A 23,642-nucleotide genomic window follows, 5' to 3' on the forward strand; every position below is an offset into this window, starting at 1 on the left:
CAGGGGACCACCCGGGCGGGCGCCCCACCGGAAGCCACGCCGGTTCCGCCGGCTCCTCTCCGTCCGACTTGCCCTACTCGTGGGGTGGGTGAAGCATGGAATCAAGATCGCCGCACATGCGGCGGACACGCGTGCACGAACACAGGAGCATTCCCATGTCCGGCTCCTTTCAGCAGATCACGCTAGAGGGGGGTGCGCAGGCCGACTTCTTCCTCTTGCGGTACGACGAGGACGGCCGGCTTCTCAGCCCGAGAGCCGAAGAGGACCTCAAACGACGCCTGCCGGGCGTGAGCGACGTGTACCTCTTCTCGCACGGCTGGAACAACATCTTCGACAAGGCCCTGGAACGCTACCGGAGCTTCATCAACGGCTACATGGAGCAGCGCAGGACCTTTGCGATCCCCACCCCGCAGGGCTACCGCCCGCTCCTGATCGGCATCATCTGGCCATCCACCAGCTTCGTCTTTCCCTGGGAAGCAGGCCCGGACATCGCCGCGGCGCCCGACCCCGAGGGCCGGGAGGCCGCCGAGGTCGAGGAGATGCTGGAGCTGGTCGCGACGTCCTTGCCCGGCGCGAAGCGCCCCGAGTTCACGGAACGGATCGACGGACATACGGCGATCGGACGCGCCGACGCCCTGAAACTGGCCGGACTCGTGCTGGGCACGCTGCGCTCCGAGGCCGACCCCGACGACGGCTCGAGGGCGCCGACCGCGAAGGAGTTCCTGGACACCTGGCAGGTGCTGGAAGCCGGCGCACACCCGGTCCCTGCCGACGGGGACGAGATCGGACTGGTCCCGGACGAAGAACACGAAGACGGTGCGCCACCCGTCGGCGGAGCCCCCGCCGTTGCCGCAGACATACCCTTCGACCCGCGCAGCCTGCTGCGTGCGGCGACGGTGTGGAAGATGAAGGCCCGCGCCGGAGACGTCGGCGCACACGGCGTGTCCCCCCTCGTCGGGCACATCCTGCAGCAGGGCGGACCGCGACTGCATCTGATCGGCCACTCCTTCGGCGCCCGGGTCCTGCTCTCGGCGCTCGCCACTGCGGCGCCCGCGCGCAAGGCACACTCGATGCTGCTCCTCCAGCCCGCGGTCAACCGGTGGTGTTTCGCCGGGAACGTGGCGGGCACCGGCCGCAAGGGCGGCTACCACGCCGTACCGGACCTACTCGAACGCCCCCTGGTGACCACCTTCTCCGCACATGACGAACCGCTGCGCACGTTCTTCCACCTCGCCATGCGCGGCAGCCAGCTCGGGGAACCGGAGATCGCTGCGTTCGGCAACACGGACCTGTACGGCGCGCTCGGCGGCTACGGTCCAGCCGAAGAACCGGGCCGGACGGCGAAGGCCGATGCGATCTTCCCCGACAAAGGCCGGTACGACCTGGAGAGCGGGGCCAGGATCATCGCCGTCGACGGCAGCATCGAGTTCGACGGACAGCCCGCGATCCCGGGACACGGCGAGGTCAGCCGCCCCGTCACCTGGTGGGCACTGCACTGCCTGACGAGGCCCGACTGAACGACGGGCATGCGGGCGGCCGCAGCCCGGGCAGGGAGCCACCATGGCCGATGCCCTCATCGAGCAATGGCGCCTGACGGTACTGCGGGTACGGCTCGACCTGGCGGAACGCACCCCGCTCGTCAAGGCCGACCTGCTGAGCTACTCGGACGACAGCACACAGGCCCACAGCGACTGGCAAAGCAGCTTCGCTCCGCAGGAGTTCGGGCTCCTCACCGGCCCGGGCATCCCCGAAAATCTACGCGTCCCGCCCCGGCTGACACAGGAAGTCCTCCAGGTGCTGTCCAGGCGCCGGGACGAGGAGTTCACCCTGTGGCTGCGGCTGGTGCCGCCGTACGGGCACCTGGGCGCCGTCCCGTGGGAGCGGGACCTCGTCCAGTTGACGGGCCGGGCCATGGTGCGGGTACCCGACCGCCTCCCGGTGGCCACCGACCCCGGGGAGGACTGGACGGTGGCCGTCGTCGCCAGCGAGGCCGTCGCCAGCGGCGACGGCGACGTGCGAGCCCACAGGGCGGCCGGCACCGTCCGGTCCTTCCTCGCCGAGCTCACCCAGGCGGTACGGGGCAGGGTCGTCGCCCACGTCTTCGCCGATGCCGCCGTATACGAGGCGCTGAAGGCGGACGGTACGGTCGCAGCGCACCTCCATGATCCCCGGCAGGCCGCGGCGACCCGCCGGGAGCGGACAGGGCCCCGGGCCCGGCAGATCCGGGGCCGTGGAGCGACCGGCACGGAGCCGCCGCACCCGGACCGGCCCCTGCCGTGGACGGACTGGATCGCCGGAGAGCTGGCCGGCGGCCATGCCGTGCGAGCCCTGCACGTCATGGCCAACGCGTCCTTCGACGACGAACGCCCCCTGCTCATGGTGAGCCTCGATCCGGGGCGTCCCGGCAAGGGACGGGACTGCGCCTACCTGAGCGGCGACGACCTCCGGCTGTTGGCCGACCGCATCGGCGCATCCGTACTGTCGCTCGCCTCGACCCCGCACAACCCGTCCGACCTCGCCACGCGGATGCTCGCGGACGGGCTCGGCCTGCGCCGTTCCGGGGCGACGCTCTACAGCGACATGCGGCTCGACGTGCCCGGGCGGGTGCTGGCACAGGCGCATGCCGCACTCGCAAGCCGGGGCGAGAATCCCGCTCCCCACCACTGGTCGCTCTTCGCGTACATCCAGCCCGAGCAGGTCCAGGACCTCCTCCGGGAAGAGTGGCCCGACCCCGAACAGCCTGACCAGGCCTGGCTGACCGGGCGCGCCCCGATCGACGACTCGGCCACCAGCCGGGAGATCCTGCCGAGGGCCCTCGGGATGACCCCGGGCGAGGCCACCCTCTCCCTCTACCGGCAGGCGAGTTCCGTCCCCGGCTGGATGGCCCTCTCGGAGCGGTTCATCGAGTCCAAGGCGGCGGACCTGGTGGAGACCGCCGCCGTGCCGGGCGAGACACCGGCCATGAAGCAGGCGTACGACCGCGGCACCGCGCAGGCCCTCGCCGAACTGCGCGAACTCGTCGACCGGCGGGTGGAGCAGTCATGAACCGCACCGTATTGAGCTTCGAGCCCCTGGGGGACCAGGTCCTGCTCAAGCTGGAGGATGCCCCGACCGACATCCCGGGGCTGGGTGAACACGCCCTCACGGACGTCTCGGACCCCCCGGGCGGAACGATCGTGGAACGCGGCAAGGCGCTGCTGGACCGGCTGGCCCTGCATCCCGCCGTGGGCAAGGGTCTGGCCGCCGTGCTGGCACTGCCGCCGGGCGCCGCGCCGGGCCCGCTCTACTTCCACATGCTCTCGTCGCACGCCGACCGGCTCCCCTGGGAACTGCTCTTCGACCCCGTACACGGCTTCTGCGCCCTTGACCGCCGCTGGCCGATCGTACGCATCGCCGCCCGCCGCCGCGGCCTCAGACAACAGGGATTCGCGGCGCCGCTGCGACTGGTCGCCGTGCTCTCCGCAGCCGGCCGGTCCGGACTTCCGCAGCTGGCCACCTTGCTGGACGCCACCGCCACCGCCGATGCCAAGGCCGTCAAGGTCCGGCTGCACGTCATCAGCGGCGAGCAGGAAGTGCTGGACGCCGTGGCCGCCGCAGGACGGCCCGAGGTGACGGCCGAGCTGATCCCGCCGACCGAACCGGAGCTGCGCAGGAGCATCACCGCAGCCCGGCCCCACATCCTGCATCTCCTCTGCCACGGCGGGGCCGGCCTCGGGGGAGTGCGGACGCTGGCGTTCGCCCACTTCGCCGACGTCGAGGCAGCGAAAGACCGCGCGCCGGAGGGACAGCGGGAGCCGGACCGGCCCGAGGACGCGGGCTCCGTACGGATCAAGGTGCCCGAACTGATCACCGCCCTGGAGCCCTCCGACCCCTGGCTGGTCGTCCTGAGCGCCTGTCAGACCGCTGAAGCCTCCGACACCCAGGCCATGGCGCACGAGCTCGTATCGAACGGGGTACCCGCCGTCGCCGGGATGCGCAGACTGGTCGACCTCCACGACACCAACCAGTTCTGCGCGGCCCTCTACCCGGAGGTCCTCGCCGCGGTCCGGGCGGCGATCTCGCCGAACGCCACGCTCGCCCGGGAGGTCGACTGGGCCGTGGTCTTCACCGCGCCCCGCCTCGCGCTGGCCGGGCAGGATCCGGCCGCGGCGGACTCCTGGACCGATCCGGTGCTGTACGTACAGGCCGATCCGCTGCTGGTCTTCCCGGGATCCACCGCATTGTCCCCCGCCGACTTCTCCACACTGCAAGGGCAGTTGGACGTGTGGCAGGAGTTCGCCGCCACCCTCGACCCCCTGACCGCCGACCCCGGCCTGCTGGAGAGGGCCCACGAGCGGATCGCCGAGCTGCACGCCGCGTTGGGGATGGCCGAGCCATGACCGAAGTGCTTCCGCAGGAGGTCCAGCTGAACGCCTGGACGGGCGAGGAGGCCCCGCGCAGTGCGCTCGGGGGCGGCGCCGAAAGCTGGGGGGCGCGAAGCCGCGGGCTGCCGCACTCCCAGGCCGCGTTGCCCTTCGGCGCCCCGCCCGATCTGACCCGGTGGAGCGCACCCGACGTGGGATACGGCGTGCTGCTGCCCGAGCCCGAAGACTCCGGTATGACGGATGCGGAGAAGGCGGCGGGCGCCGATGCACCACCAGCCGTACAGGAACTGCTGGCCGCACGCCCGGGCACCGTGGTCCTGCGCTGGCGCCCGAAGCTGGAGGGCCGCTTCCTGCGCCGCTACTACCCAGGCGGGCCACCGGAGGAACCGACGGTCGGCCTGACGCCATTCGGCGTGGGAAGGGGCTGCCTGCCCAAGTACGTGGTGATCATCGGCGGTCCCGAGGTCATCCCCTGGTCCGTGCAGTACGCCTTGAGCACCCGGCACGCGGTGGGCCGGATCCCGTTGTCGGGAGAGCAACTGGCCCACTACATCGAAGCACTGCTGTCCGACTGGAACGGCACCACGACCGCCCTCGACCGCGCGCTCGGCTGGACGGTCGTGCACGGTCCCGGCGACATCACCGCCCTGATGAACACGGCCATCGCCCAGCAGCTCGCCGCGAGACTCACCCCGCCACCGCTCACCGGTTTCCGGCAGCTGGCCGGAGAGGAAGCCACCGGCGCCGCACTCCTGCAGGAGTTGAGCCGGAGCGCACCGGGCCTGGTGGCGACGTCCAGCCACGGACGCACCGGACCGCTGGGCGACCCGGACGCGATGCGGGCGAGGCTCGGGCTGCCCGTGGACGCCTCGCACACGGACGTCCCCCTGCGGGAGCTGCGCGAGCTCATGCCGCCCGGCTGCATCTGGTACGCACAGGCCTGCTGCTCGGCCGGGGCCAGCGGCGACAGCCTGTACACCGGGCTGCTGCCCGAAGGGAGCAGCGCACTGGGCACGGTGACCGCCGTGGCCGGACTGGGAACGATGGTGGCACCTGCGGCCCTGGAACTGCTCGGCCGCCCCCACCCCGTGCGGGCGGTACTGGGGCACGTCGAGCCCACCTTCAGCTGGACCCTCCAAGTGGATGAGACCGGCCAGAAACTGGGCAGGCGGATCGCCGCCGCCCTGTCCTCGCACCTGTACGGCGGCCAACCGCTGGGCCTCGCCCTCTCCGAATACCGGGCGGACGTGGGCGAACTCCACAGTCAGTGGGCCGCCCTGCACACTCAGCTGGCCCGAGGCCGCAAGGAGGTCCGTCCGGCGATGACCCGGCTGCGGCTGTCGGCGCTGGACCGGCAGAGCCTGGTCCTGCTGGGCGATCCGACGGTGACGTTCCCCGCACTCGTGTGAGGCGGGACCCCTGCACCTGGTCCGGAACGCCGGAGCCCGCCCCGTGCCTCCCTCACCAGCGGAAACGTATTTGCAGCAGACCGCGCCCCAGGTCATACTCCCGTGTCCCCCCACCTGTTTCGATCACTCCTCATCCGGGGGCTCCAACCGCCGACCTCGCCCTGGTGCGGGCGAAGGCGATGGTCAACCTGGCCTGGCACCAGCGCGGCGGCTGGGCGAAGCACACCAGCGCCGAGCAGTTCGCCGGATTCCACGCCACCCTGGCCCGCGTACCGCAGGAGAACGCGCGCGCGGCCGAGCTGAACCCGGACGACCCCACGCCCTACGTCAACGAGATATGGGCGGCACTGGGCCTCGGCTACGCCGAAGAGCACATGCACCGGATCTGGAAGGAGATCACCACCCGCGACCCGCACCACTACGACGCGCACTACGCGGCGCTCCAGTACTGGTGCGCGAAGTGGCGCGGCTCGGAGGAGCGCGCCATGTCCTTCGCCCAGCGGGCAGCAGCCGGCGCACCGCTCGGCAGCCTGCTCACCGTGCTGCCCCTGATCGCCTGGTACGAACACCGCGACACGGACGCGAGCACCGCCGACTTCCGCTCACCCCACCTGATCTCCCTGGTCGACGCCGCCCTGGCCGACGTTGCCGCGGCCCCCTCGGACCACCCGAACACCGCCGGGGTGCGCCACCTGCTGGCCTACTTCCTGACCCGCCAGAAGCGGTACGACGCGGCGCTGGCGCAGTTCCGTCTGGTCGACGGCTGGGTGGACGCCCTCCCGTGGAGGTACTGGACCGACCCGGCGGCGGCGTACTGCCACTGGCGCGACCGAGCGGCCCACCGGGCCCGCCGGAGCTGAGCCGGAGGAAGGCAGATCATCCCGCCGGGGAACGGGTGACCAGGCGCCCGTCGAGCACGACCTCCAGCCAGGTGTAGCAGTCGCCGATCCACACCCCGACCTTCGCCCCGCACCCCGCGCAGGCCAGGTTCGGCCCGTCGTGCCCGCCCGGCCCGCAGCAGCCGATCCAGCGGCCCGCAATCCTCTCCGTACCCACCAGGTCGGCCGGGCACAACACCAGGTCCACCCCGGGCCCGTGCCCCGCCCCAGACCTTCCGAAGCCCTTGGGCGGGGAACCCCAGGCGATCCGGCCCGGCTCCGGATCGCGGGCGAAGGTGCCGGCCGCCATCCTGGGCGGGCAGGGATCCACGGGAGAGTCGAGCGGGGTCCACGCCTCACCCTCCCCGGGCGCGGGCACCTCGCACACCGCAGCGGAAAGCCGGGCACCGCACACGGCGCAATGAAAGGCAGTCACGGATCAATGATCCCCGGCGCCGTACCGCCCGCGCGGTGCCGCCTCCGGCGACCGCCTTGCTGCCCGGACGATGCCGTGGCCGATCCCGGCGCTGCCGGCCGGCCCGATCCGGTTCACGGCTGCTTCGCGGTGAGCTTCCCGTCGGGAGTGAGGGTGAAGACGGTGCGGTGCGTGGCGGTGGTACCGCGGGCCGCCCTGCCGTACGCGTTGAGTTCGATCTCTTCGGCCTTGCCCCAGTTGACTCGGGCTTGGGCGGCATGCGACCAGGTGTTGACCCTGACGTGCGTCGACCAGCCGGCGAGACCTTCGTGTCTCCAGGCTCCCCAACTGCTTTCCGGGAGGAGGCCCGGCGTCCTGCCCTGGCAGAAACACAGACCGGTGAAAGCCAACAGCGCGGCAGCCAGAACGCCCAGGGCTGACGCAAGGGAGCGGCGGCTCGTCAACGGCACGGTACGTCTCCTCACGGTGCGGATGGAACAGCCGGGCCGAAGGTCACCGGATGCCGAGCCACAAGCTGATCTTGCCAGACACGGACGCGCTCCGACCTGCCCGTTCAAAAAGGGGCACTGAGTGATCGTCACCTCGGGCATCCGCCCTCTCACCCCACCGCTACCGTCCTCGGATGGAACGAGCCGATCTCCTCAGCAGCCTCGCCGCGAGCGACACCGATACCGCCCCCGAGGCGCTCGCCGAACTCGCCGCCGAACTCGAGATACCGCACGCCGACCTGCTCGTCATAGCGGGCCACCCGGTGCCGGCGGAACTCCTTCCCCCGAAGCGCGACGCCACGATCACGAAGGAGTTCGCCTACCGCGTCAGCCACTGCGACCACGCGCAACTGGCCTCGCTGGAGGACTTCGTCCGCTCGCTGGCGCACCTCGACGCCCCGGGACCCTTCGTGCAACCGGCCTTGCCGTACCTCACGCCCGCGGAGAGCGGTTCCGGCGCCGTGTTCAACGGGCTGCTCCGCAACCGCGGCTTCGGCGTCAACGAGCTCCCTTTCGCGGGACTGTCCCGCAGCACGCTGTTCGGCATGGTGTCGGACTGGCAGCCGACCCGGCACCGGCGATACCGGCTCTGTGCGGTAGCCGGCCCGCTGGGCTGGCGACTGCCCGATCTGTTCGCCGTCGTCGGCGAGCCGTACTCACCGGACTTCCGCCCCGTGCAACTCTGCCGCCACGTCGGGCGGGTGTTCACGGCCGCCGTCCCCCTGACCACCGCCCAGCTGACCGAGTGCGCCCGGGAGGCGGACCGCCTGAGCGCACGTGAGAACCACGGCGTGTGGCAGCCCGTCTCGCAGGGCTCCGTCGCAGAGTGCCCGGACTTTCCCTGACGGCCGGGGCGCGAGGGCGCGCCGGCCCGCCGGGCGGCGCCGGATCCGCGCAGTGAGCTGACCGCCGATCATGCGCGCCCGGTCGCCGCGGCCCTTGGCACGTCGTCACGGACGGTGCGGAACCGGGGGAGCGGTGGTCCGGCCGCCCCGAACGCTCCGTCGGCGGCGCCCTGCTCGTCCTCCACCTGGCGGCCGGCAGCCGGCGGCCGGCGGCGCTGCGCCAACCCGGCACCGTGTCGCAGACGTGTGCCCACGGACACCAGGGGAAGGGCCGGTTCCGGCGTACGGTCGAGCAACCGGCCTGGCCTTGCCGCCAGCACCGCACACCTCCGGCCGGGGCCGGCCCTCCTCGATGCCATGACCGGAACAGGAGCAGCCGATGCTTCTCTACGCCCAGACCCCAGCACGGCGGAACCGCCAGATCCTCGCGGACGTGATCGCCGTGGTCCTGATCGCCGCCGCGGTGAAGTTCGCCCTGGCCGTGCACGGCGCGATCATGCTGCTGGCCGAGCCGGGACGCAAGGTGGAGAGCTCGGGCGAAAGCCTCGCCACCGCCCTCCACGACGCCGGCGACACAGCCTCGGACGTGCCGCTCGTCGGCGACCTCCTGAAGAAGCCGTTCCAGTCCGCGGCCGACGCCGGCACCGGGCTCGCCGAAGCAGGACAGTCGCTGCAGGACACCGTCAGCCAGGTGGCCACCCTGGCCGCGGTCGCCCTGATCGTCCTCCCCGTGGCCTTCGTACTGCTGCTGTGGCTCCCCCTGCGCCTGCGCTGGATCCGTCGCAGCGCCACCATCCGGCGCCTTCTCGGCGCACCCGGAGGCGCCGACCTCCTCGCCCTGCGCGCCCTCACCGGACCGCCGGGCGACCTCTCCGCGATCTCCACCCCGCCGGGCGGCCTCGCGGACGCCTGGCGCCGCGGCGACCAGCAGGTCATCGCCGCGTTGTCCGAGACCGCACTCAGGCGAGCGGGCTTGCGCCCCTGACGGGAGGAAGCCCCTCCCTGAAGTGCCCGTGCCCTGTCGCCGGGTGGACGGGTGGACGGGTGCGGACAGGACCGGACAGCCATCGCCTTCGCTGGGGACGGAAGGTGGATACCGCCCGGCATGAGGCCGTGCGCCATGGAACACCGGACGCGCGAAGGACAAGGCGGCGGCCGCCTCGCGGGCACCCGCCCGCGCTCAACCGTCCGCCGTCTCCCACCCCTTCGCGCGGCCCCGTCCCGAGCCTGCACGCACATCCGCTCCTCACCCCGGAGATTCCACCGTGACCAGTACCGCCACCCTCCCGCCGGCCGGCGCCGGCGCCCCTGCGGCCCGTCGGTCGGGCGAGGTCGACAACCGTGCGGCCTACGCCGGCTTCGGACTCGCCTACGTCCTGGGCCACGGCGCCGCCGCGGCCTCCCACGGCGAGACCCCGCTGCTCGGCCTCCCCGGCTGGCTGCCCATGACGCTCCTCGGGACCGGGGTCGCGACCGGCATCATCCTGGCCGCCACCGCCGCGCTGCGGGCCCAGCGCGCGGCCACCGCACCGGAGCTCCACTGGGTCCTCGCCGTCGCAGGCGGCGGCGCCTACTCCCTCGCCGCCGCTCTCGAACGACGCCGCCTGCGCTCCCTCGCAGGACCCCCGCAGAACTGACGGCCCCCGCAGCTCCCCCCACGGAGCGCACGCCGTACGCGTCTTGCGTACGACGATCCTTGATGCGTACAGTGTTCGCAGTGAGGGAATGTCGTACGCATCGGGTGGGAGCAGACATGCCGAAGAACGTGAACCGGGACGAGCGGGGCGACGGGGACGCCGCGGGCGCGTGGGGGTCGCGGGATTCCGCGGGCCGGAATCCGGACCTCGCCCACTGGCAGGCCCGCCTCGACGCACTGTGCGCCGCGCACCACGTCCCGGGCGCGTCTCTCGCGCTTCTCGTCGACGGGACCGTCCACGAACTGGCCACCGGCGTCCTGCACCGCGGAACGGGCGTGGAGGCGACGACCGACTCGGTCTTCCAGATGGGCTCGATAGCCAAGATCTACACCGCCACCCTGATCATGCAACTCGCCGAATCAGGCGAACTGGACCTGGACGCCCCGGTCGTGGACCTACTGCCGGAGTTCTCGGTCGCCGACCCCGAAGCGGCCAGGGCGATCACCGCACGCCGGCTGCTCAGCCACACCGGCGGTCTCACCTGCGACTTCACCCACGACAGCGGCCGCGGTGACGACTGCCTCGCCAAGTACGTCGAGGCCGCGAAGGGCGTGGCGCTCGACTGCCCGCCCGGCACCGTGATCTCCTACAGCAGCGTCGGCTACAACGTGCTCGGCCGGATCATCGAGGTGGTGACCGGCAAGGTCTGGGACCGGGCGCTCAAGGACCTGCTCCTGACCCCGCTCGGCCTCACCCACACCATGACGCTGCCCGAGGAGGCGCTGCGGTTCCGCGCGGCGATGGGGCACCTGGGCGAGCCGGGCCAGAACCCGGACCCGGCCCCGCAATGGGACATGATGCCGCGCTCGGCGGGCCCCTACGGCAGGGTCATCGCCACCGCCGGAGACCTCGCCCGGCTCGCGCGGATGCACCTGGCCGGCGGCGTGGCCGAGGACGGCACGCGCGTGCTCTGCGAGGAGACGGTCGCGCTGATGCAGCGCCGGGAGGTGGACTGTCCCGACAAGTGGACGGTCAGCTCGGACGGCTGGGGCCTGGGCTGGACCCTGTACGAATGGAACGGCGTCCAGGGCTACGGGCACGACGGCGCCTCCATCGGGCAGTACGGCTACCTGCGCGTGGTGCCGTCGGCGGGCGTCGCGGTCGCGCTGCTCACCAACGGCGGTGGCGCACGGGAGGTGTACGCGGCGCTCTACCGCGAGCTCCTCGCCGAACTCGCCGGGGTGACCATGCCGGAGCCCTTCGCCCCGCCGGCCCGGCCGCCCGCGGTCGACTTCGCACCGCTGGTCGGCACGTACCGGCGCGAGGGCGTGGTCATCACCGTGACCGAGCGGGACGGGGCGGGCCACGCGCTGTACGAATTCGTCGACGGCATGAAGGGCTTCTCCGAACCCCTTCGGATCGATCTGCTGCCGGTGACGGAGACGGTCTTCGCCGGTACGGGGGTGGGCGCGGCATTCAGCGAGGACTACACGCCCGTGGTCTTCTCCACGCTGCCCGACGGCACGGGCTGCGTCTACATCGGCATGCGCTGCGGCCCCAGGACCGCGTAGAACCCGGCCGCCCCGGCCGGAGCCGGGGCGGCTTCCCCGGCTTCCTCAGCTCACGGGGCACGGGCCGGGGGCTCATGCGGCCCAGGGACGGGCGGTGCTCAGGGGGAGGACCGCTCCGATGCGTATGGAGTGGATGACCGCGTCGTGCAGGGCGCGGCTCGCCTCCTCGCTGGGGCACGGGACGGGGCTTCCGACGAGGGGGAGCCAGTCGGACGCCCCGCTGTACTGCACCGTGACGTGCGCCAGACCGTCGACCTCGGTCCAGGTGGTGTGAATGTCGAGCTCACCGGTGAGGACGTGGCCCTTCTCGTCGGTCTGCACTCCGCCCCGGCCGGCGAAGACCCCGCGCGTGGTCCATGATGCCCAGCTCATCCGGCCTCCCTGCTGTACTCGTCGCCCTGCCAGTGTGAACGCGCCGGCCCTCCCGCGCCCCTCAGGGCCGCAGGATCGTCCGGCCGCAGCGGTCTGACCTGGCCGGGCCGCGACCGCCGCCGGCCGGGACGGCGCCCTGCCCGGTCCTGGCCGCCCCCAGGAAACGCTCAGCCGCACCAGGCAGGCCCTGCGGGGCGGCGAAGGACGCGCTCACTGCGAGCCGGCCGCAGCCGGCTTCGCCACCGACAGCGGCTCGGCGATGTCCTCCAGCGAACGGCGCTCGGCCTTGACCGCCAGGAAGACCGCCACGAGGCCAGCGGCGCACATCAGCGCGGCGCCGATCCGGAAGGCGAGCGCCGTGTCGCCGACCACGCCCGACTCGGTGAGGTCGGCGAAGATCAGCGGCCCGCTGATGCCTCCGGCCGCCGTGCCGAGGGCGTAGAAGAAGGCGATGGCCATGGCGCGGGTCTCCATGGGAAAGACCTCCGAGACGGTCAGGTACGCGCTGGAGGCGCCCGCCGACGCGAAGAACAGCACCACGCACCAGCAGGCCGTCATGGTCGTCGCCGTGAGGGAGCCCCGGTCGAACAGCCATGCCGTGCCGAACAGGAGCACGCCCGAGAGCAGGTAGGTGGAGGAGATCATGATCCGGCGTCCGAGCGTGTCGAACAGCTTGCCGAGCAGCAGGGGTCCGAGGAAGTTGCCCGCGGCGATGACGGCGAAGTAGTAGCCGGTGCTGCCCGTCGGCACGTCGAAGAACGTCGTGAGGATGGTGCCGAAGCCGAAGGTGACGGCGTTGTAGAGGAACGCCTGGCCGATGAAGAGCGACAGGCCGAGGAATGCGCGGCGCGGGTAGCGGCCGAAGACCGTCCTGGCGATCAGGCCGAAGCCGATGCTCTTGCGCTGGTGGATGGTGATCTCACCGGCCGGCGCAGGGAGGCGTTCGCCCTTCTCCTGCTCGATCCCGTGCTCCACGGACGACACCAGTTCCTCCGCGTCCTGCGCCTTGCCGTGGATGAACTGCCAGCGCGGGCTCTCCGGAACGTGCCGGCGTACGAGCAGGATGACCAGGCCGAGGACGACGCCGAGGGCGAAACTGAGCCGCCAGCCGAGGTTCTTGGGGAAGACGTCGGTGTCCAGCATCACGACGGACAGCAGGGCGCCGCCGATCGCGCCCAGCCAGTAGCTGCCGTTGATGATGAGGTCGACCCGGCCCCGGTAGAGGGACGGGATCAGCTCGTCGATCGCCGAGTTGATGGCCGCGTACTCGCCGCCGATGCCGAAGCCGGTGAGGAAGCGGAAGAGGAAGAACCACCAGGACTCGAACGAGAGCGCGGTCATCGCGGTCGCGCCCAGGTAGACGGCCAGGGTGACCATGAAGAGCCTTTTGCGGCCGTAGCGGTCCGTCAGCCATCCGAAGAAGAGCGCCCCGCAGCAGGCACCCGCCACGTAGAGGGCGGCGGCGACGCCGGTGACCTGGGCGGCGGTGATGTCGAGGCCGCTGCCTTCCTCGGCGAGGCGGCCGGCGACGTTGCCGACGATGGTGACCTCGAGTCCGTCGAGGATCCAGACGGTGCCGAGGCCGATCACGATCATCCAGTGCCACCGGGACCACGGCAGGCGGTCGAGGCGGGCCGGCACGGCCGTGGTGACGGTGCTCGTGGTGGCCGGTACGGGCACCGGCGACGAGTCGGATGCCATGGTTCCCTCTTCCCTCCTTCTCGATCGCCCCCCCGCCCTGCCGGGTTCCCGCGAACCGGTCGGCCATGCGGCCGCGATCGCAGACGGCCGCCCGCGAGGTCCGGTCCGCCGCGGCACACCAGGCACTGCCGTACGCCCGACGGCGGCCGCAGACCGGCCCGCCAGGCGTTTCCCCAGGTGTGACGGCCGCTCACCAGCCCCTCACCGGAGCGCCGTTGTCAGTGGCGGCGGTTACGTTCGAGGTGTTGCAAGGGCCGTTTCCCGACAGGAGGACGATGACCGAGAGCAGTGTTCAGCCCACGCTGAGGGTGGTGCTGACGGACGTGAACGAGCGCGTGGTGGAGGCGTGGCGGGCGGCGTTCGCGGACACCCCCGGCATCGAGATCCGCAGGGGCTCGATCCTCGAAGAGGACGTCGACGCCTGGGTCACCCCGACGAACTCCCGGGGCCGGATGGACGGCGGGGCCGACGCCGCCATCAAGCGTCACCTCGGATCCGGCATCCAGCTGCGTGTGCGGCGCGCGATCCGCGACCGGTTCGCCGGAGCCCTCCCGGTGGGCAGCGCGGTCTGCGTCCCGTCGGGGGCAGCCACCCCCCGGTACCTGATATCGACGCCGACCATGGTGCAGTCCTCGCAGAACGTGAGTGCCACGCTGAACGTGGCGCTGGCCTGCGCCGCCGCGTTCCAGGCCGTTCACCGCCAGAACCGGCAGGCGCCGGGCAGCATCCGCTCCGTGGCGCTGGTCGGGATGGGTGCGCAGACCGGCCGGGTCCCGGCCAGGGTGTGCGCCAACCTCATGTGGACCGGCTACACGCTCTTCCACGACCACTGGTTCGAGGACGACGACGAGTTGCGCGCCACGATCATCACGCAGCTGAACGGCATCGAGAACGCCCCCGCCGAGGAGCGCGTACGCATCGTGCCGCCGAAGGCCGCCGGGCCCGTCCCCGCCGGCCAGTCTGCCGGCCACCCCGCCGGCCAGCCTGCCGGCCACGTCCATCCCCCGGCCACGACGATCGAGAGCTCTTCCCCCATGACCGACGCGCACGACCCCCTGGCCCTCACCGAACTCTTCAACGGCGGCGGCGAGCCCTGGCTTCCGCTCCTGAAGCCGGTCATCGAGGCGCTGCCGGACGCCGCCCACTTCATCGGGAAGGGCCGCAGCCCCGAGGTCGTCCCGGTGCGTGAACTGACCTTCCAGGCCCTCAAGCCCAACCCGCCGCACAAGTGGAAGGTCGTCGCCTTCGGCCAGAACCCCTACCCGCGGCCGGAGAGCGCGACCGGCATAGCCATGTTCGACAACACCTTCAGCGACTGGAAGGACAGCCAGTTCGGCAGGGTCGTCAGCATCCGCTGCATCATCAAGGCGGCGGCGATGTGGAAGTACGGCATCGCCAAGAAGACACCCATCGCCGACGTTCGCGCCTTGTTGAAGGAGCGGGACACCGTCCAGCCGCCGGAGTGGTTCCAGGCGATGCTCACGCAGGGCGTGCTGCTGCTGAACGCCTCACTCACCGCCAGCGGCGACGCGGCGATGGGCGCCGACCGGCACACGGCGTTCTGGCGGCCCGTCGCCGAACGGATCGTCGAGGAGATCCTCAAGGCCAAGCAGGACGCCGACGAGGAGGACCGCGGGATCGTGTTCGCCTGGTGGGGGGCGCACGCCCGCAGCCTGAAGCGGGTCGTCCTGCGACTCCAGGAGAAGTACCCGGACGTCGAGGTCCGGCACATCGACCACGCGAACCCGGCGGCGCAGGGCGACATCTTCTGCGAGGGCGACCACTTCGCCATGGTGAACGAGGCTCTCGCGTCGCTGGGCGCCGACGCGATCGACTGGCTGCCGAGCAAGGGGTGGAACCAGGGCGCGGCCGGTGCGGACGGGGGTGTCGCGGCACGCATGGGCGCCTTCATCGAGTCGACCATGAACCTGCACCAGCTGTACCTGGAGCGGCTCACCAGCGTCAAGGACGAGGGCCTGGTCCTCCCCGCGATCACCGGCGTGTTCGACACCCCGCTGATGGATTTCCAGGACGCCGTCGCACCGGTCGCCGCGACGCTGTCCGGGCTCGCCGGACACATCGGCCGGTCACGCGACTTCGGCAAGCGGCGGGCGGACGAGATGTCCACCGGCCTGTCCGCCGACGCGATCTCCGCGCTCTACCTCTACACCTGCGAGTCCGCCTTCTACCGCGAGATCAACGCCGTCCTCCGCTCCCCGGACCGCACCAGGGTCACGCCCTACCTGCCGTACCTGCGGCTGCTGTTCTCTGCGGTCTCAGGACTGCCCGCACACACCAAGCCGCTGTGGCGCGGTGTGTCACTGGACCTGCGGGCGCAGTACCCGGTGGGCCGGACGGTCACCTGGTGGGGCGTCTCCTCGTGCACCTCCGAGCTGAACGTGGCCCGCTCCTTCCTGGGCAGCCGCGGCAAGCGGACGCTCTTCGAGGTGACGCCCGCCCAGGCGGTCGGGATCAGGAGCTTCTCCGCCTTCACCGGCGAGGAGGAGTACATCCTCACACCGGGCACGCAGCTCAAGGTGACGGACGTGAAGAGCGAGCGCAGCGGGCTCTACACGGTCAAGCTGACCGAAGTCGACGCCGCCCCCGTGGTGTCCTGACCCGCCGCCCCGGCGCGGCCACGGGCCCGGCCTCTCGCGGCCACAGGCTTCGACGCGAGGCGGCCGCGACAGGGCTGGCTACTCAGGGACAAGCGAGTAGGTGCGCCCATACCGCGGCGCCGGCGCCGGCCCTACCGTGGGCGCCATGAGCACCGAGCAGCTGACCGTCACCGACCAACTCGACCATGCGCCAGGCGGACACCAGACCGGCACGGCATCCCTCGCACTGGGTGCCGGCGCCTTCCTGGCGCTCGGCACCCTGCCGGCCCTGCCGTACCTCGTCCTCCTCGCCCTGCCCCTCGGCATCGCCGCCGTCGCGTACGGCATCCGCGCGCTGCGCCGCGGCGTGGCCGCACCGTCCGCGCGGATCGCGTCCGTCACGGGGATCGCACTCGGCTCGCTGGGAGTCCTGGGCTGGGCGGCCCTGATGGTCCTGTGGTACCTGGTGGACCAGGCCGTGAGCCGCTGACCGAACGGGGTACGGTCCTGAGGCCTCCGGTCAGCCCGCGCTGCGCTGGGCGACGCTCGCCTCCCACTCGCGGCCGATGGAGCGGATCAGCGCCGGGTACACCCCGAGGTACCGGAAGGGCTTGATGGCGGCCATGTAGAGGGAGCCGAGCAGTCCGTTCGGCTTCACCAGGACGGCCATCTGGCCGCGGTAGCCGCCGGCCCCGTCCGGCACCCAGCCGATGTGCATCACCGCCTGCACGGTCTTGTTGGCCATCTCGGCGGCCCATTCGTCCTCCCGCTGGTAGAGCGAGGTGAACGGGGACGAGCCGAGGTCGGGGCCCCGGGGGCCGTCGCGAAGGTCCGCCGGCAACCGGTCACGCAGGCCGGGCCGCCCGACACCGGTGCCGGAATCCGGCTCGTCCCAGCCGAGCAGCGCTCCGAGCTTCCAGCGGACGGCGAAGAGCACGCGGGAGACGAAGCCGTCTCCGTTCACCCCGCCCTTGAGGCCCTCGGCGAACTGGCTCACCAGCAGCGCGAGGTCGTCGGGCCCGCCGGGGGTGGGCAGCGCCCACACGTCCTCGACCGTGAAGTCGTCGGCGATCCCGTGGATCCGCCACGGGCGGTCGGTGTGGTCGGTTCGGGGAAGTCGCATGGCCGGACCCCTGTCTATACGGTGGCGTATAGATCGAGTGTAGGCACATCTATACGCCCCCGTATACTCGGCGGGACGTGAGGAGGCACACAAGATGGGCGCGACCCGCACACCCCGTGAAAAATGGATCGAGGAAGGCCTGCGGGCACTCGTCGCCGGCGGCCCCGAAGCCGTGCGGATCGAGGCGCTGGCCCAGGCGCTCGGCGTCAGCAAGGGCGGCTTCTACGGCTACTTCCGCAACCGGGACGCACTGCTCACCGAGATGCTCGACACCTGGGAGTACGAGGTCGCCGAAGGCGTCATCGAACAGGTGGAGAGCGGCGGGGGAGAGGCCAAGGCCAGGTTGAAGCGACTGTTCGACATCGTCGCCGACAGCACCGACGGGCCGGTACGGGGCACCACCGCCGACATCGCGATCCGCGACTGGGCCCGCCGCGACACGGCCGTCGCCGAGCGCCTGCGCCGCGTCGACAACCGCCGCATGGACTACCTGCGCTCCCTGTTCTCCTCCTTCTGCCCCGACGAGGACGAGGTGGAGGTCCGCTGCCTGCTCGCCGTCTCGGTGCGCATCGGCAACCACTTCAACGCCGCCGACAACGGCAAACGCAGCCGCGCGGAAGTGATGGACCTGATCGGCCGGCGGCTGCTGGAGTAGCCGCCGGGCCCCGGGGCGGCGGCGGGGCCGGGAGAGGCGCGAGCGCTCAGCCGGCTCCGGGGCGGGGCCCGGCGGCCTCGGTGCACCACGCGATGACGCGGTCCGTGAGCGCGTCGACCGAGTAATTGATCTTGATGTGGACGCCTTCCGGCCCGACGAACACGGCCTTGAACGGCCACGGCCCCTCCAGGTGGCCCACGTGTTCCTCGGTGTCGTCGGTCAGGATCGCCGTGCGCCCGGCGTCCAGGGTGACGACCCAGTAGGCGCCGCCCTCCTCCAGGTCTTCGAACACCTGTATCCGGGCTGCGTCGACGCCCGCCGCCAGCAGCGCCGTGAGAACTCCGTAGCGATGGGGAGCGCCGCGGGGATCCCGCACCTCCCCCCACATCACCCTGGTCGCGTCGGCCGGCACGTGCGCCGGCCGGGCCAGGTCCCCTCCGCAGTGGTCGGCGGCGTCATCTGCGTACATGTGGAGGGGCCCCCTTCGCGACGGTCACACCGGCCCCGCAACCTTGCCGCACGGATCGCCCGTCCCGCCATCGCCCCAGGTCGGTGCGGGTGCGATGGCTGGGTCGGTCCCCGCAGGCGGCCCGGTCGCAAGCGTGGCGCCGCCCGGCCAGGGGGCCTGTCACGTGCCTGTGACAGTCGGCGGACAGTGTCGTGAAGTCCGGAGGTCAGTCTTTTAGCAGAAGGACAAACCAGACATTTCACCACTGGGATCGTCCTTCGAAACTTCCCCCCATCCCCCCCTTTTACTGGAGTAATTCTCATGGCTCGCACTTCTCGGAAGCAGCGTTTCTCGATGTTCGCCGTCTCGGCCGCGATTGTCGGGGGAGGCGTGCTGCTGCCCACCAGTGCATTCGCTGCGCCGGCCAAGCCGCAGGTCAGCGAGGCGGTCACGCTGGTCGCCGACCATGCGAAGAGCGGTCATGGGAGCAAGGGCAAGAAGGACAACCGGGGCAACAAGGGCAAGAAGCACGGCAAGAAGAACCAGGGCAAGAAGCACGGCAAGATCAAGGACGTCAAGAACATGCCGGGCTGCAAGTTCTACAAGGGCACGGTGTACTGCGAGCACAAGCCCGAAAAGCCCGCTCCCACCACGGAGACCCCGAAGACGGAGACCCCGACCACGGAAACCCCGAAGACGGAGACCCCGGCTACGGAGACCCCGGCCACGGAGACGCCCGCGACGGAGACGCCCGCGACGGAGACCCCGGCTACGGAGACCCCGGCTACGGAGACCCCCGCGACGGAAACCCCGGCCACGGAGACCGGCGAGGCCCCCGTGGAAACCAGCGCGGCCGCTTCCGGCTGACTCTGAGACCCGGGTGACGTAGCTCCCCGTGCCGGCAGCGGTTCACACGGTGAAGCCGACATGCAGCTGATCAGCCCCTGGGACCCGTCGGGCCCAGGGGCTTCGGCCTGCCCTGCCGGGGGTGGGGCGCCATCGGGCCGGCCCGTGCGTCAGAAGGAGACGTCGATGTAGTCGATGTCGGTGAGTTCGACTTCGAGGTGGTCGGCGCGCGTGCCACCGTCCTTGAAGTAGACGTTCTGGAGGCCTTCGGCGACGATCGCGCGCAGTTCCCGGTCGCCGGCGCCTTGCCGCTGGGCCTCGAACAGGCGTTGGGCGTAGGCGGCCGGGAGGTGGACGGTGAGGCGCCGCATGCGCCCGTCGTCGGTGGTGCCGATGGGCGCGGTGTACCCGAACCGGGCGCGGGTCTCCACGGTGATGCCGGTGCGGGTGGCGGCCTGCTTGCGGCGGCGCCCGCGCACCACAGGCTGCCAGCGGGCGCGCACGGCGGTGTCGATCCGGTCGGTGATCTCCTTCGGCGGCCTCTTGCGTTCGCCCGTGCGGTAGCGCTCCACCGACCGCTGGCTGACCCCCAGCTCCTGCGCGACGGCCTTGGTCGTCTTCAGCCTGCCCATCAGGAAGTTGATGCGGGCCTTGAGGCCCTTGGGCGGCTGGCGGGTGAAGGCCTCGCGGTCCGCGCGCTCCAGGGCGGCGTCGATGTCCCCCACCGTCTACTCCCCTTCGTCAAGGACGGCGTCGCCGCCCTTGATGTGACGGGCCGGGTTGAGGCCCTTTTCCATCAGGTCCACCGCCCACGCCATCTCCTGCACACCCTCCACCTTCGCCGCGCCAGGGGTGGGCCCGATACGGAAGGAGCCGGGGAGGGGCTTGCCGGAGGTGGTGTAGGGCAGGAAGCCGAGCGGCGAGGGCCCGGAACTGGCGTAGACGACGCAGTCGGAGAGCACGCCGAGCGGGTACTGGCCGGTCGCCTTCGCGACGTTGGCCATCTTGCGGTGCATGTTGACCCGCGCCTTGGAGATGACTGCGGCCCGGATGTCGGGGCGCCAGGTCGGCCGCTCCAGCGCCGGCCACCGCTCGCCGTCACGGTAGTGGCGTCCCTGGGGGCGCTCGCGGAGCTTGCCGACACCGCCTTTGACGGTTGCTTTGATCGCGGTGAGTACGGCCGCCATCGCGGGGTCCACCTGCTTGTGCTGCTCCATCGCGGCGAGGAACTGGCGGTCGTCCAGCTCGGCCGTCACACCCAGCTCGGCGAGCGTGTCCAGGTAAGCGCTCTTGAGGCGGTCGTGCCACGGGTCCAGGTAGGCGCCGGTCTCCCTGCGCAGGTACGCCTCGATCGGGGCGACGTCGTAACCGAGTTCCTGGGCGTAGGCGAGGGTGTGCGTCTGGTACCAGGCCGGCCCCTCGGGCCGCCGGCCGGACGGCGTGAACGGCGACGGCAGACGCGGGTCCAGCTCGATGTGCGACAGGTCCACCAGCCAGGAGCCGGGGATCTTCTTGTTGAACGTCGGGCGGTGGAAGTGGTCGGGACCGGACAGCCCGACGACCAGGCGCGCGGAGGCGGCGAGGAACGCGGTGTTGATGTCCAGCCCGACCGCGTACGGCCGCAGGCACTCCTCATCCGTGAGCAGCCCGACGTCACGGACCCACTGGTACGCCTCCTCGTCGAGGAAGCCCCCCTGCCAGCCGCGGGCGACGGGGTGTTCGGCGGTGGCTTCCGGCGGCGCCGGATCCATCGGCTCGGCGCCCAGGCTGCCGGGGTTGTAGCCGGACTCCCATACGCCCCGGTCGTTCTTCACGGCGCGGGTCGGCGGGCGCAGCGCGGTCATCAGCTCCAGCCCGGAGACGGCGGTCGAGCCGCGCGGGGTCAGCACCCGGGCCGCGTACGTACCCAGGACACGGGCGATGCCGGCCGGCTCCATCCCGCTGACGCCGGGCCAGGACCGCTCATCGAGCGCGTCCCAGGACAGGACCGCCAGCTGCACGCACAGGCGCTGCCCGGCCTGCGCCGGCCGGTAGATGCGCGCCCACGGCCCGAACCCGCGCTGCGTCAGCTTCCACTTCGCCTTCGCGAGCTGCCTCACGACGGGGTGGTCGTCCTCCAGGCGCAGCGAGCGGCGCTGCTCGTGGCCCTCCAGCCGCTCCGGCAGCCCCAGCCGCACGGCGGCGGCCGCGGTCAGCACGACCAGCGGGTCGGAGTCCTTCCCGTTGCGGTTCAGCTGTGCGGCGCCGAGCCCGGACTCCTTCAGCGTCCACTCCACCAGCTGCGCAACGGTGGTGGCCGGGCAGTCCAGCACGATCCCGTCCACGCCGTACGCGGTGCCGTCGCCGTCCAGGACCGCGAGCGGGCCGTGCGGGAACCTCGGGTCGACGGGCGCCTGGAGGGCGGGCTTCCGTGCCGGGCGGCGCGAGGCCGCCGAGGGCCTGGCCGCGGGTGCCGGCTCCGTGACGGCGGCCGCCACGGGTGCGGCGGCGGGTGTCGGCTGCCGGGTGGTGCCGGTGAGGTTCTGAGGTGGCGGCACCGGCACCGGCGCGGCCGCCGGGTACCGCTCGGCCCAGCCCTCCAGCAGCCGCAGGTACGCCTGCAGGCGCGGCGGCCTCGGCTCCGAGCGGCCGTTCTCCCAGTTCTTCACCGTCTGAGGCGTCGACTTCAGGGCCTGAGCCAGCTTCGCCTGCGAAACGCCGGCCGCCTCCCGCAGCCGGGCCCGCTCCGCCGGCGGCGGCAACGCCGGCTCGCCCTCCAGCAGCGCGTCCACCGCCTCGAACAGCTCTTCCTGACTCGGCATCACTCCACCTCCACCCCCGACGCTAGCAGAATTTAGCCTTGAATTTGCCTCCGAATTTAACCTTTACGGATGAATGTGCCTCCTCCGCGGCGGTCAGCTCTGATGGGCGCTCAGCCGGCTCGGCTGAAGGCTGCCGAAGGGGGAGAGGTAGTTCCCGGCCTTGTCGGCCAGTCCCACGCGGTCCAGGAGCCGCTCGGCGCGCTCGCGGGCGGCAGCCCTGGCGCGCTGGGTGGAACGCCGGGCCTGCCCGGTGTCTTCAGGCGACGACGCGCAGGCGCGTCACGCCCAGGTCGAGCGCGCCACGGACGTGGCCGTTCGGCGAGGCCGCGGTCTGCTGGAGGAACCGGACGACCTCGGCGGTGACGACCTCGCCCGGCAGGACGTTGGGGATGCCCGGCGGGTACGCGGCCAGCGTGTCCGCACTGATCCGTCCGACGGCCTCTTCCGCGGCCACGACCCGGGCGGGGCTCAGGAACGCCTCGCGGGCGGTGAGTTTCGCAGCGCCGGGAGGTACTGCGCTCCATCGCACAGGAGGGCTCCCTCGCCGCCGCCGGCCGCGCACTGCACTACAGCCAGCCCACGATCACCCACCATCTCGCCGCCCTGGAAGCCCACTTCGACGCCCGGCTCGTCCAGCGCGGACCGCGCGGCGCCACGCTGACCGAACTCGGCGAAGCCCTGCTGCCGCACGCCGAGGCCGTGCTCGAGCGCCTGCGCCAGGCCGAACTGGAGGTGCGCAGCCTCGCCGAGCGCGGCACGCGCACCCTCCACATCGGCACGTTCCCCACGGCGGGCGCCCTGCTGCTGGCGCCCGCGGTCAAGCGCCTCCACCGGCAAGGCGTGCACATCTCGCTCACCGAAGGCGAACTCCCGCTGCTGCTGCGCGGGTTGCGGGCCAGGGAGCTCGACGCCGCCCTCGTCTTCTCACAGCCCGGCGACCGCCTCGACCTCGAAGAGGACGTCGAGGTCCACCCGCTGCTGGCCGATCCGCTCCTCCTGGTCATGCCGCAGGACCACCCCTGCGCATCACTGGACCGGGTCCCCCTCGCCGAACTACGGGACACCGCGTGGGTGGGCGCCGCCGACCCCCACGACCCCTGCGACCGCGTGCTCGCATGGGCGTGCGGCCAGGAAGGGTACGAGCCCCTGCACGTGATGCGCACCGACGACTACGCGGTGGTCCAGGGCCTCGTCGCGGCGGGGACGGGCGTGGCCCTCGTCCCGCGGCTCGCCCTGGGGCACCACCGGCCCGACCTGGTAGTACGCCCCCTGGACCGACCCGACCTCGCCCGCGAGATCAGCGTCGCCCTACTGCGCTCCACCTCCGCCGGCGCCGCCCAGGAACTGATCGCGGCCCTGCTGGAACAGGCCGCCCTGATCACGCAGCGCTGGGCCGCGACGTGACCCCGTGGGGCCCTTCGCCGCCCGCCCGGAGCAAGGCGCTGCACCAGCTGGGCATCCGCTCGCTGGC

At 71.9% G+C, this 23,642-nt stretch carries 23 protein-coding genes and 2 pseudogenes; 15 read left to right on the forward strand and 10 right to left on the reverse strand.

What is annotated here, in order from left to right; all coding sequences use genetic code 11:
* Window positions 1-155: 155 nt before the first annotated feature.
* The 5 genes from RIU97_RS40905 to RIU97_RS40925 all read left to right on the forward strand — a co-directional run bounded on the left by RIU97_RS40905 (window position 156) and on the right by RIU97_RS40925 (window position 6,633).
* On the forward strand, window positions 156-1,517 hold the full coding sequence (locus RIU97_RS40905; protein WP_404962575.1) for a hypothetical protein: 1,362 nt from the start codon (window positions 156-158) through the stop codon (window positions 1,515-1,517).
* 43 nt (window positions 1,518-1,560) lie between these two features.
* Window positions 1,561-3,045: a hypothetical protein gene (locus tag RIU97_RS40910; protein WP_404962576.1), complete on the forward strand. Its 1,485-nt coding sequence runs from the start codon at window positions 1,561-1,563 to the stop codon at window positions 3,043-3,045.
* On the forward strand, window positions 3,042-4,379 hold the full coding sequence (locus RIU97_RS40915; RefSeq protein ID WP_404962577.1) for a CHAT domain-containing protein: 1,338 nt from the start codon (window positions 3,042-3,044) through the stop codon (window positions 4,377-4,379). The genes RIU97_RS40910 and RIU97_RS40915 overlap by 4 nt, the downstream gene beginning before the upstream one ends.
* Window positions 4,376-5,773 carry a hypothetical protein gene (locus tag RIU97_RS40920; protein WP_404962578.1) on the forward strand — a complete coding sequence of 466 codons (1,398 nt, stop codon included), beginning with the start codon at window positions 4,376-4,378 and terminating at the stop codon, window positions 5,771-5,773. Before RIU97_RS40915 ends, RIU97_RS40920 begins: the two co-directional genes overlap by 4 nt.
* Before the next feature lie 164 nt (window positions 5,774-5,937).
* Window positions 5,938-6,633 (forward strand): hypothetical protein, encoded by a 696-nt coding sequence (locus tag RIU97_RS40925; RefSeq protein ID WP_404962579.1) that lies wholly within the window; start codon window positions 5,938-5,940, stop codon window positions 6,631-6,633.
* Between the two features lie 16 nt (window positions 6,634-6,649).
* Here RIU97_RS40925 and RIU97_RS40930 read toward each other — a convergent pair whose 3' ends face one another.
* Both RIU97_RS40930 and RIU97_RS40935 read right to left on the reverse strand, forming a co-directional pair.
* Window positions 6,650-7,087: a hypothetical protein gene (locus RIU97_RS40930; RefSeq protein WP_404962580.1), complete on the reverse strand. Its 438-nt coding sequence runs from the start codon at window positions 7,085-7,087 to the stop codon at window positions 6,650-6,652.
* A gap of 113 nt (window positions 7,088-7,200) precedes the next feature.
* The gene (locus RIU97_RS40935; protein ID WP_404962581.1) at window positions 7,201-7,536 is read right to left on the reverse strand and encodes a hypothetical protein; all 336 of its coding nucleotides are present in this window, start codon (window positions 7,534-7,536) and stop codon (window positions 7,201-7,203) included.
* A 173-nt stretch (window positions 7,537-7,709) separates the two neighbouring features.
* Here RIU97_RS40935 and RIU97_RS40940 point away from each other — a divergent pair, with 173 nt between their 5' ends.
* From RIU97_RS40940 to RIU97_RS40955, 4 genes are all read left to right on the forward strand, one after another.
* On the forward strand, window positions 7,710-8,420 hold the full coding sequence (locus tag RIU97_RS40940; protein ID WP_404962582.1) for a hypothetical protein: 711 nt from the start codon (window positions 7,710-7,712) through the stop codon (window positions 8,418-8,420).
* 379 nt (window positions 8,421-8,799) lie between these two features.
* Window positions 8,800-9,405, forward strand: a complete 606-nt coding sequence (locus RIU97_RS40945) for a hypothetical protein (RefSeq protein ID WP_404962583.1) — start codon at window positions 8,800-8,802, stop codon at window positions 9,403-9,405.
* A 280-nt stretch (window positions 9,406-9,685) separates the two neighbouring features.
* Complete coding sequence (locus RIU97_RS40950) at window positions 9,686-10,057, forward strand: hypothetical protein (protein ID WP_404962584.1); 372 nt, start codon at window positions 9,686-9,688, stop codon at window positions 10,055-10,057.
* Between the two features lie 116 nt (window positions 10,058-10,173).
* A complete protein-coding gene (locus tag RIU97_RS40955; RefSeq protein WP_404962585.1) occupies window positions 10,174-11,628 on the forward strand; it encodes a serine hydrolase domain-containing protein in 1,455 nt (484 codons plus the stop codon).
* A 72-nt stretch (window positions 11,629-11,700) separates the two neighbouring features.
* Here the strand turns inward: RIU97_RS40955 and RIU97_RS40960 are convergent, their stop codons facing one another.
* Together RIU97_RS40960 and RIU97_RS40965 are read right to left on the reverse strand one after the other, a co-directional pair.
* A complete protein-coding gene (locus RIU97_RS40960; protein ID WP_404962586.1) occupies window positions 11,701-12,000 on the reverse strand; it encodes a hypothetical protein in 300 nt (99 codons plus the stop codon).
* 210 nt (window positions 12,001-12,210) lie between these two features.
* Window positions 12,211-13,701: an MFS transporter gene (locus tag RIU97_RS40965; RefSeq protein WP_404962587.1), complete on the reverse strand. Its 1,491-nt coding sequence runs from the start codon at window positions 13,699-13,701 to the stop codon at window positions 12,211-12,213.
* Between the two features lie 275 nt (window positions 13,702-13,976).
* Here RIU97_RS40965 and RIU97_RS40970 point away from each other — a divergent pair, with 275 nt between their 5' ends.
* Window positions 13,977-16,319: an ADP-ribosyltransferase domain-containing protein gene (locus RIU97_RS40970; protein WP_404962588.1), complete on the forward strand. Its 2,343-nt coding sequence runs from the start codon at window positions 13,977-13,979 to the stop codon at window positions 16,317-16,319.
* A 145-nt stretch (window positions 16,320-16,464) separates the two neighbouring features.
* Window positions 16,465-16,788, forward strand: coding sequence for a hypothetical protein (locus RIU97_RS40975; RefSeq protein ID WP_404962589.1), 324 nt, complete (start codon window positions 16,465-16,467; stop codon window positions 16,786-16,788).
* Between the two features lie 30 nt (window positions 16,789-16,818).
* Here RIU97_RS40975 and RIU97_RS40980 read toward each other — a convergent pair whose 3' ends face one another.
* A complete protein-coding gene (locus RIU97_RS40980) occupies window positions 16,819-17,421 on the reverse strand; it encodes a DUF2867 domain-containing protein (RefSeq protein WP_404962590.1) in 603 nt (200 codons plus the stop codon).
* Between the two features lie 94 nt (window positions 17,422-17,515).
* Between RIU97_RS40980 and RIU97_RS40985 the strand changes: the two genes are divergently transcribed.
* Window positions 17,516-18,076 carry a TetR/AcrR family transcriptional regulator gene (locus RIU97_RS40985; RefSeq protein ID WP_404962591.1) on the forward strand — a complete coding sequence of 187 codons (561 nt, stop codon included), beginning with the start codon at window positions 17,516-17,518 and terminating at the stop codon, window positions 18,074-18,076.
* A 46-nt stretch (window positions 18,077-18,122) separates the two neighbouring features.
* On the opposite strand, the gene RIU97_RS40990 is transcribed toward RIU97_RS40985, so the two are convergent.
* Window positions 18,123-18,545: a hypothetical protein gene (locus tag RIU97_RS40990; RefSeq protein ID WP_404962592.1), complete on the reverse strand. Its 423-nt coding sequence runs from the start codon at window positions 18,543-18,545 to the stop codon at window positions 18,123-18,125.
* A gap of 300 nt (window positions 18,546-18,845) precedes the next feature.
* Between RIU97_RS40990 and RIU97_RS40995 the strand changes: the two genes are divergently transcribed.
* On the forward strand, window positions 18,846-19,391 hold the full coding sequence (locus tag RIU97_RS40995) for a hypothetical protein (RefSeq protein WP_404962593.1): 546 nt from the start codon (window positions 18,846-18,848) through the stop codon (window positions 19,389-19,391).
* Between the two features lie 149 nt (window positions 19,392-19,540).
* Here RIU97_RS40995 and tpg read toward each other — a convergent pair whose 3' ends face one another.
* From tpg to RIU97_RS41015, 4 genes and pseudogenes are all read right to left on the reverse strand, one after another.
* A complete protein-coding gene (gene tpg, locus RIU97_RS41000; protein ID WP_404962594.1) occupies window positions 19,541-20,095 on the reverse strand; it encodes a telomere-protecting terminal protein Tpg in 555 nt (184 codons plus the stop codon).
* A 3-nt stretch (window positions 20,096-20,098) separates the two neighbouring features.
* Entirely contained in the window at window positions 20,099-22,171 is a 2,073-nt protein-coding gene (tap, locus tag RIU97_RS41005; protein ID WP_404962595.1) for a telomere-associated protein Tap, read from the reverse strand.
* 108 nt (window positions 22,172-22,279) lie between these two features.
* Window positions 22,280-22,393: pseudogene (locus tag RIU97_RS41010) on the reverse strand (ectoine/hydroxyectoine ABC transporter ATP-binding protein EhuA); the annotation flags it as partial.
* A gap of 34 nt (window positions 22,394-22,427) precedes the next feature.
* Entirely contained in the window at window positions 22,428-22,700 is a 273-nt protein-coding gene (locus tag RIU97_RS41015) for a hypothetical protein (protein WP_404962596.1), read from the reverse strand.
* A gap of 32 nt (window positions 22,701-22,732) precedes the next feature.
* Between RIU97_RS41015 and RIU97_RS41020 the strand changes: the two are divergent.
* Window positions 22,733-22,786, forward strand: a pseudogene (locus RIU97_RS41020) (hypothetical protein); the annotation flags it as partial.
* An 84-nt stretch (window positions 22,787-22,870) separates the two neighbouring features.
* Entirely contained in the window at window positions 22,871-23,575 is a 705-nt protein-coding gene (locus RIU97_RS41025; RefSeq protein ID WP_404962597.1) for a LysR substrate-binding domain-containing protein, read from the forward strand.
* Window positions 23,576-23,642 lie beyond the last annotated feature (67 nt).

Source organism: Streptomyces sp. 147326 (assembly GCF_045000215.1).
Taxonomy (GTDB): Bacteria; Actinomycetota; Actinomycetes; order Streptomycetales; family Streptomycetaceae; genus Streptomyces.